2 protein-coding genes are annotated in these 2387 nt (G+C 45.7%); both read right to left on the bottom strand.

Annotation, left to right across the window (positions count from 1 at the left end; genetic code table 11):
- Positions 1–137: 137 nt before the first annotated feature.
- Complete coding sequence (locus KMAL_RS16455; RefSeq protein WP_180999864.1) at positions 138–482, bottom strand: helix-turn-helix domain-containing protein; 345 nt, start codon at positions 480–482, stop codon at positions 138–140.
- Between the two features lie 283 nt (positions 483–765).
- On the bottom strand, positions 766–2259 hold the full coding sequence (locus KMAL_RS16450) for a TonB-dependent siderophore receptor (RefSeq protein ID WP_110571103.1): 1494 nt from the start codon (positions 2257–2259) through the stop codon (positions 766–768).
- Positions 2260–2387 lie beyond the last annotated feature (128 nt).

Raw genomic sequence — 2387 nt, 5'->3', positions numbered from 1 at the left:
TCCCGGCAGTGCCACCGACGGATCACACTCAGAAGCTCCATGTCAATCACTCCTCAAACCCCCAGCAGATGCTGCCGGGGAGTGTGAAGGCATGGATCAAATCTCGATGAAAATTTCCGCCCTACCCAGGTCAGTTCTCAGTGAAAATCAACAGTGACAGGAAGCAGGCGGGTGGGACGGAGTGCAAGGTCAATCAGACTGACCGCTTCGTTGATGACGGACAGAAACTGCTGTCCCTCGTAGGTGACATGCACGCCGTTGCGGCGTTCAAACAGGCGGAAACCGATAATATCTTCAAGGGTGGCGATCCGGTTGCTGATAGCAGATTGTGAAATCCGTAAGGTTTCACCGGCCTTTCGGAAATTACGATGTTCCGCCACAGCAAGAGCCTCAACCAGCGAGGTAAGGGATATCTGGCCGCTGACGATCAGACGAAAGAGCAGATTCCGGTCGGTCTGCGCATCATTCTGGTGTGATCCCACTGGATATATCTCCGAACAGGTTTCTCCAGTTTCGCGAACGTTTTTGGGGCGCGGAGCGCATTCTACGCCTGTTGCCGTGTAACCTCACGGCTCTTGCACAGCAGCGTCCCTCGAGTTTGGCATGGATGGCCCCATGGAACTTGCCGGGGATAACCCATGATTGTTGCATGGGATGCCCCTCGGAAGTTGCAGCCGCATTGCTCCTTGACTTTAGCCTCAAGACGAGGAGCAATACGTTGATTTTAAATAAGGAAAAGTCGGTGCACTTTCGGGTGGGGAAAATTTACCAGTTGTAAGTTATATTGCCGTAAGCTTTTCGCCCTTGCCCAACGTAGCAGATAGAAGTTGCGCAGCTAGTAACGTAGTATTTATTTGTTAGATTAGAAATTGATATTTGCGCCTTTAATCCCCTTAAATAAGGGAAATGAGATCCAAAATCGTAATGCGCGCCGATGTCAAATAATGCATATGGTTTTGTTTTAAAAGATTCTACGTTATCAATATAGGTAAAACCGACATACCGCATCCCCCAGTTTAATCCAAAACCTTTAGCAATATTGCGTGGCAACGTGTAGTCTGCAAAAATAGAAAACATATTCCGGGGAACGTACGGAACGGACATCCCTGCTTGCGAAATAGCAGTGCCGTAATTGGCGTCAGTATAGGGATTATAACGTTCCGACGTTTTGTTGGTTTTTGCGAAACGTATGTCATTGTACGTATATGAAGCGACCAATCTCAGGTCTTTGGTAATATTGGCGTTCGCAGAAACCTCAAACCCCTGAGATCTTACACGCCCACCATCAGTGCTAAACCCAGTATGCACAAGGTCGCTAATGAGATAGTGATCTTCATCTATATGAAAAGCAGCTGCCGTTATAAGCACGTCTTTGTTTGGAATTTTATATTTTAAACCAGCTTCGAGCTGCTTTCCTGTCAGCGGGGAGAACGGTTGTCCTTGATAATCTGTAGAGGTCTGGGGGATAAATGAGGTTGAGTAACTAAAATATGGAGTTAGACCGAAGTCAAAACTATACAAAATACCCCCTCTCCATGTAAAAGCATGCGCTGGTTGCGGTGCGTTTTTTGTTTCTGTCGTCGTGACTATTCCTCCGGTGTTTATATTTGAGTGTGCTATGGATTTAGAATTGTAATTAACCCAGTCTTCTCGTCCGCCAATTATTACAGATAATTTTTTCCATTTGATCTGATCTTGGAAATATACACCCTCTTGAAAATAATCATATGAACCATTTGATCCACGAACTTGGCAATCTGACGATTTTATATTAAAACACGGAGTGTAATTGCTGGATGGGTTATATATATTTATAATCGGTGCGGTCCCGCGGTCATAAAGTGTGTTCTGGCTGTAAGAATAACTCCTGAAATCAGAACCGACTACCCATGTATGCTGGAGAGGGCCGGTCGAAAACTTACCAAATATTCGATTGTCGAGACCAATTGTATTATCTTGTGTATGATATGCCCATGGTCTCACTTGCTCTTCCGTGGCGCTCTCCATAGTATTAAAGTACGCGTCTTTGGTCGTATAATCCGATCTCTCCCATCGAAAGTTCTGGGAGAAGGAAACGTAATTATTGAATGAATGTTTGAATAAATATTCAATCATTGCTTCTTTTCCACCAACGGTATTCCAATTTGGTAGACCGATATAAGTGTTGCGAGAAACAGTCGGGAATTCACCGTTCCGGATAAGTGTTCCCCTTAAAGGATACTGAGATCCTGTGCCGTCGCCTGGTGTATACATATACATTCAGAGGTGGTCCCCATTTTTCGGACAGGGCGATAAGCTATCATCTGGCCTGAACGAGGACGGGTTTTATGGGCAAGGTTACGCGGAAGAGGTATGCGGCAGAGTTCAAGTCACGGGTTGCGCTGGAG

This window comes from Novacetimonas maltaceti, from assembly GCF_002906255.1.
Taxonomy (GTDB): Bacteria; Pseudomonadota; Alphaproteobacteria; order Acetobacterales; family Acetobacteraceae; genus Novacetimonas; species Novacetimonas maltaceti.
Note: the sequence above shows the minus strand (reverse complement) of the source record. Positions and strands in the feature narration are given on the sequence as shown.

Excerpts from the sequence above, each read along its gene's own strand:
- KMAL_RS16450 (WP_110571103.1), bottom strand. The coding sequence starts at position 2,259 with ATGTATATGTATACACCAGGCGACGGCACAGGATCTCAGTATCCTTTA.